The following is a 5,548-nucleotide window of genomic DNA, read 5'->3' as shown; positions in this document are numbered from 1 at the left end:
ACCGCCGGCGGAACGGCGAGCGAGCCGGACGAGCCCACGGACTGTCAGGACCTGGAGCTCTGTGACTTCTGCGGCAGATGGGAGGCCAGGACCGCATACGGCAGGGGCCTCGACTTCCCCGAGGGCTGGGTGGCCCTGGAAATCAACCGCCGGGGCACCCAGGTGCTCTACCGCACGTACTGCTCCGAGGACCACATGCGTCTGGATCTCGCAGGCCCGCTTCCCGCTGAACCCTTCCGGGATGAGCCGTGGGACAGGGCTCCTCGGACCGTCGGTGACCGTCTGGCCGGCCTCGCGTTGCGTGTGGGACTGTGGCTCGTGGGCGGGTTCCTGTTGCTTGGATGCGTGCTGGCGGTGCGGTTCCTGGTCGGACTGCTGTAGCGAACGCATCAAGAACTGCGTCGCCAGATCAGTGAGATCAGGGCAAGTCTCGGACACCGCCAGTTGAGCGACGATGTGCTTCTTACCCATTGCCTGGCCTTCTGTGCCGCGTTGACCTCGCACCACCAGGGTGAAGACAACGGGATGTTCTCCCAGTTGCTGCGGGAACGCCCGGACCTTGCTGTGACGGTCGCGAATCTTGTTGAGGACCATGGAATGATCGCTTCGATCCTGTCTCGGGCCGACGAAGCCCGCCTGCGCGGCGCGAGATCAAGGATGACCGGGACGAGCTGCTGGCGTTCTACGACTTCCCCGCCCAGCACTGGGTCCACCTGCGGACCACGAACCCGATCGAGTCGACGTCGATGGTGTTCCAGCTCGTCGAGTCCGCCCAGGCTCGCTGGCGTGCGATCACCGGCGCCCATCTGGTGCCTCTCGTCCGTGCGGGAGCCCGCTTTGAGAACGGCGCCCTGGTCGAGCGCCCGGAGGGCGCCGCTGCATGATCACGCGTCACCCGAACCACAACGCTCGACAATTACTCCGCCTCCTCCCCCGATGGCAGCCGCCTGGTGAATTTCCTGCACAATTAGCTAGATTGCCCCCACCTCGTCCGATTCTCACAGGGGAGTGGCAGCCATGAAGCAGCAGCACAAGACCTTCCGCGCGATCGAGGTTGGCGATGGCAGCGACGGGCGGTGGGCCGCCCATGCCCGGGCCCTGTGGCAGGACATGGAGGGATTGCTGACCGCGGAGGGCCGGACTCTGGAGGGCGCGGACCGCGTTCGGGCGCTATTCCGTGCGCACATGCCGGAACTGGTCCCGGTTCTGGACCGCCTGGCCGTCCAACTCGACCGGCCCGAAGGGGAAGCCTTCCTCACCCATGCGGCGTTGCGGCCGTTCTCCCCGGCCTGCACCCAGATCGGCGGGAACGGCACTCTGCTGCGCAACTACGACTTCCCGCCTGATCAGTGCGAGGGCACCATCGTCTCCTCCTGCTTCCTGCGCCCGGTAATCGGGATGCAGGACGTGCTGTGGGGCTTGCTGGACGGGATGAACGACGCCGGCCTCGCGGTCTCGCTCACCTTCGGCGGACGTTCCGTCTACGGACGTGGCTTCGCCATTCTCATAATTGTGCGCTACCTGCTGGAGACGTGCGACACCGTCGATGAGGCGGTCAGCAAGCTGCGATCCCTGCCGGTCGCCGTCCCCCAGAACCTCACCCTGGTCGATTCCGCGAAGGCGGTCACGGTGTTCGTGGGGCCGGACATGTCGCCGACGGTGGCGCCGGATGCCTGCGCCGCCAATCACCAGCACCTGCCGGTGACCGACGAGCAGGAGCGGGCCTTGCGGACGCAGGAGCGGCTGCGCGCCATTCGCGCCGCGAGTGCGGATGTGGCGGCGATGCTGAAGCCGCCGCTGTATCAATCCCTCGACGAGCAGAAGTCGGGAACGCTCTACACAGCCTGCTACCGGCCCGTCGAGGGCCGTGTGACGTACTACTGGCCCGGCGAGTCCTGGCAACAGTCCTTCGGCGACTTCGCACCCGGATCCCGCACTGTGACCCTGGGCCGGGCCGGCTGAGGCGTGACGAGGTCCGGGGCGCCCGGCACCGTCGCGGCCTCCGCTGAACCGCCGCCCGCGTCGCTGCCGGTCGCCGCCTGGGCGCAGGGCGATTGAGCTGATCAAAAGCCGAGGTGCTTCTCCCTGGGCGCGCTCGGCCGCCTGGGACTGCGTGATGCGGCGCACGGCCAAGCGGGAGTCGGGCTCCCGGGTGAGTTCGGCGAGTTCCACTCACTTGGTTACCAATCCACAAGTCTTGACAGTTACTCGTGTGCCTTCGGGGCGGGTGGACGACCGAGGCGGTCAGCCATTTCGAGGAGGCCCTCGGACCCGGCCGCGGTGTCCGCTCGCGGCTGCGGCCGTCGGGCGGGGCGATGATGTCGTGGGGCCGGCGGGGCGCCGGATCGGCGTCGAAGACGCAGGCAAGGGTGGCCCGGCTGCACCGCTGGGACTGCCCCACCCTCGGGACTGTCGACGACCGACTCGCCCAGTTCGAGGAACTTCTCGAAGCGGACACCTTCTTGTTCGCGTCCAGTCCCGTCGTGGTTTTCGGGACGCCGGCTGCCGCGCGGACGGACCGGGTGTCGGTGATCACGAGAACCGGGTCCTCTAATCGGCAGGCCTTCTGTCCCGTACCTGGCAGCGCAGGAGTTCCTGGATCCGCTGGTCGAGACCGTCCTGGCGCCACAGCGTGAAGTAGTAGAACACTGCCGACCAGGCCGGCAGGTCATGGGGCAGGTAGCGCCACTGACAGCCCGTCCGGTTCTGGTAGAAGATCGCATTCACGACCTCCCGCAGATCACAGGACCCCGGATCCCCGGTAGCCGACCGCGCCACCCTGTCCTGCTTCCAGGCCGTGATCATCGGCTCGATCAACGCCCACTGCCCATCCGATAAGTCGCTCGGATACGCCCGTCTGTCCATGAGCCGCAGAACATCACCCGAGCGCCGGCTGGCACGCCAGTACGGCCGACGTTCACACGAACGAGCGATCACGAACCGAGAGAAAAGGGACTTAACGTCCTCTGAACAGCTCCAGGCCCGTGCGGACGCGAAGGGGCTGATCACCTGGGACATCTCGGTGGCCTCCACGGTCACCCGCGCCCACCAGCACGCGGCTGGCGCCCGCAAGAGGATCTGCAGGTCGAACCGCCACTTCACCGAGCCCGATGGCCACGGGCTCGAACGCTCACGCGGCGGACTGACCACCAAGACATCTCATGTCGTTGGCGGGTCAAGTTGAGCCGCCGGCGATTGGGGGCTGGGCCTCAGCGGCTCGCCGCGCGGTTGCAGAAGGCGGTAGCGTCCTCGGCATGCTGGACGGTCCTGATGTAGCGGTGGCTCTGCGAAGCGGGGTGCGTACCCGCTCCGATGCGTGGGAGTTCGTGCGCTGGTTCGCCGACGCCTGGATGGGCCGTCCGGTGGAGCCGGAGGACGGCTTCACCGCAGAAGAGTTGGCGGTCGTGGAGACCGATCTGGGATTCGAGCTGCCGGCCGCCTTGAGTGAGGGCTATGCGCTCTTCGGCCGTCGGGACGACATGACCCGGCAGCAGGACCCTCTGGTCAAGCCATCCGGCCTCTATGTCGATGACGCCCTGGGCGGCGTCCTCGTCTACCGGCGTGAAAACCAGGACTGCGCCTCCTGGGGAATCCCGCTGGCTCAGATCGAGCAGGACGATCCCCCCGTGGTGGTGGAATCGCATCAGGGGTGGATTCCCTTTCTCGACCGAATGTCCCTGGCATGGGTGGAGCTGGTGCTGAGCGAGTCGCTCTTCGGGGCGGACAACCTCTATGACGCCTGCGAGCTGCCCGACACACTGATGCCGGATCTTCACGCCCGCTATGCCCGGGTCGGCCTGCCCGACCATCCGATGTGGGCGAGCGAGGACGACTCGCCGGTCCGCTGGTACGCGGCTGCCGGCCGGTTGGTTCGCCGGGACGGCCTTCAGGACCAGTCGTGGATTCATGCGCGTGGGCGCACGATTTCCGATCTTGAGACCGTCCGTGAAGAGCTCCCGGGCCCCTGGGTCGGCTGAAGGCACGCCGCTACCGGCGTAGGCATGTTCGTTGTGGGGATCGAGCAGACGAGCGCGCGGGAGTGCGCGAAGGCCAGTGCGGGATCGTAGAGGGTGCGGGTTTTCAGGCAGTGGTAGAGGCAGCCGAGGAGCTTGTTGAACACGTTCCGCAGTGCGGCGGTGTGCCGTTCGCCGCTGGCGCGTCGGCCGTCGTAGTGCCCGCGCGGTTCGTGTGAGCGCAGGGCGGCGAAGGCCCACATGTAGCCGGCTGAGGCCAGGCGTTGGTTCTTGACGGCCCTGGCGACCACGACGCGGCTGCGGCCGGAGGCACGGGTCACCGGGGCGGCGCCGGCGTATGCCTTCAATGCCCGGGCGTCGGCGAACCGGTCCCGGTCGTCGCCGATCTCGGCAAGGACCCGGGCTCCGGACGTCACGGACAGTCCGGGGAAGCTGGTGATGATCTCCGAGTCCGGGTGGGTGAGGAACGCTTCCTCGGCAGCCGTCGCGAGGTCGTCGACGCTCCGGCAGGTGGCGTCGAGCTGCTGGATGAGGGCCTGGGCCTGCCTGCCCATGGCCTGTTCGACCTTCGGCAGGTGGTGCAGGCAGTCCCTGCGGAAGATCTCGCGGAGCCGTTCGACCTCGGCGTCGATCCCGCGGCGGAGCCGTCCGGCGCGGTTGAGCAGTGCACGTAGCTGGCTGCGGGTGAGCCGGGCGGCTGCAGCAGGGGTGGGTGCCGCGGCCAGGACCGCCCGGGCGTGGCTGGAGGCGAGGCCCAGCGTGCCGGCACCGTGGAAGGCCTGGAGGGCGGCGGGGAAGTACTCGCGCAGGTGGGAGCGGAGTCTGTTGACCATCTGGGTCTTGTCCCAGACCGCGTCCTGGTGGGCTCGGGCCAGGACCGCGACGGCTTGGACGAGCTCGCTGTCGGCGGGCAGCGGCCGGTGGGCGGCCATGTCCGTGCGGAGGATGTTGGCCAGGACACGAGCATCGGCGGCATCCGACTTGGCCCGGGCGACGCTGCTGCGGTCGCGGTAGCGCGCGGCGGCCAGTGGGTATGACCGGCGCCGCCGTACGGCGGCAACGGCCAGGAACGGATGTGTCACCTTCGCGCGTTGGGCTGGCACGATGATGATGGCGGGTCTGCTCTTCATGGCCGTGCTGGTGATCGTGCCTTTCGCACTGGCCTCAATCCGGCATCTCGTCGTGCGATCCGGCCGTCCAGGATGGTTATGCCGCCGCCTGGCCACTCGAGCGCGAAGCAGCGGGCTCGGCCTTGGCACCACCGCGACCGAGGAGTTGCATGCCTTCTTCAATGCCAACAAGCGCGTGCAAATCGAGCAGCGGCGGACCCAACTGGTCATGCGGGACGACGATCACGCCGGCGCCCCGCCTCGCGTAGGTATCGACTTGAACGGCGGCACCGCAGTTGTTCAACTGCAGAGGTAGCCGCATCGCACCATTCGCGATCCCCTCGCTGCAAGATCCACTTCTGAAACAGACCCTAGTACTGCAACCGCAGTTATGGGGTGTGGCCTCGGCGTTTGTAGTGGCTGCGGCGGGCGCGGGTCTGGCTGCGCCGTCGCCAGTATGACCAG

4 protein-coding genes and 5 pseudogenes are annotated in these 5,548 nt (G+C 67.8%); 6 read left to right on the top strand and 3 right to left on the bottom strand.

Annotation, left to right across the window (positions count from 1 at the left end; genetic code table 11):
• The 4 genes and pseudogenes from ACWC9T_RS40545 to ACWC9T_RS40530 all read left to right on the top strand — a co-directional run.
• Nucleotides 1-381: hypothetical protein (locus ACWC9T_RS40545; RefSeq protein ID WP_449826044.1), on the top strand; the 381-nt coding region annotated here is incomplete at its 5' end.
• 63 nt (nt 382-444) lie between these two features.
• Nucleotides 445-591 (top strand): annotated as a pseudogene (locus ACWC9T_RS40540) (hemerythrin domain-containing protein); the annotation flags it as partial.
• Nucleotides 592-620: 29 nt separating this feature from the next.
• Nucleotides 621-884: pseudogene (locus tag ACWC9T_RS40535) on the top strand (transposase); the annotation flags it as partial.
• Nucleotides 885-1,017: 133 nt separating this feature from the next.
• A complete protein-coding gene (locus ACWC9T_RS40530) occupies nt 1,018-1,962 on the top strand; it encodes a C45 family autoproteolytic acyltransferase/hydolase (protein ID WP_449826043.1) in 945 nt (314 codons plus the stop codon).
• 253 nt (nt 1,963-2,215) lie between these two features.
• Here ACWC9T_RS40530 and ACWC9T_RS40525 read toward each other — a convergent pair.
• Nucleotides 2,216-2,380, bottom strand: a pseudogene (locus tag ACWC9T_RS40525) (ISKra4 family transposase); the annotation flags it as partial.
• 78 nt (nt 2,381-2,458) lie between these two features.
• Nucleotides 2,459-2,865 (bottom strand): annotated as a pseudogene (locus ACWC9T_RS40520) (transposase); the annotation flags it as partial.
• 389 nt (nt 2,866-3,254) lie between these two features.
• Here ACWC9T_RS40520 and ACWC9T_RS40515 point away from each other — a divergent pair.
• Nucleotides 3,255-3,977: an SMI1/KNR4 family protein gene (locus ACWC9T_RS40515; RefSeq protein ID WP_449826042.1), complete on the top strand. Its 723-nt coding sequence runs from the start codon at nt 3,255-3,257 to the stop codon at nt 3,975-3,977.
• Between the two features lie 65 nt (nt 3,978-4,042).
• Here the strand turns inward: ACWC9T_RS40515 and ACWC9T_RS40510 are convergent.
• Nucleotides 4,043-5,041: pseudogene (locus tag ACWC9T_RS40510) on the bottom strand (IS110 family transposase); the annotation flags it as partial.
• A 61-nt stretch (nt 5,042-5,102) separates the two neighbouring features.
• Between ACWC9T_RS40510 and ACWC9T_RS40505 the strand changes: the two are divergent.
• Nucleotides 5,103-5,399, top strand: a complete 297-nt coding sequence (locus tag ACWC9T_RS40505; RefSeq protein ID WP_449826041.1) for a DUF6191 domain-containing protein — start codon at nt 5,103-5,105, stop codon at nt 5,397-5,399.
• Nucleotides 5,400-5,548 lie beyond the last annotated feature (149 nt).

Source organism: Kitasatospora sp. NPDC001159 (assembly GCF_053598235.1).
The sequence above is the reverse complement of the archived record's forward strand: the minus strand, read 5'-3'. Positions and strand labels throughout refer to the sequence as shown.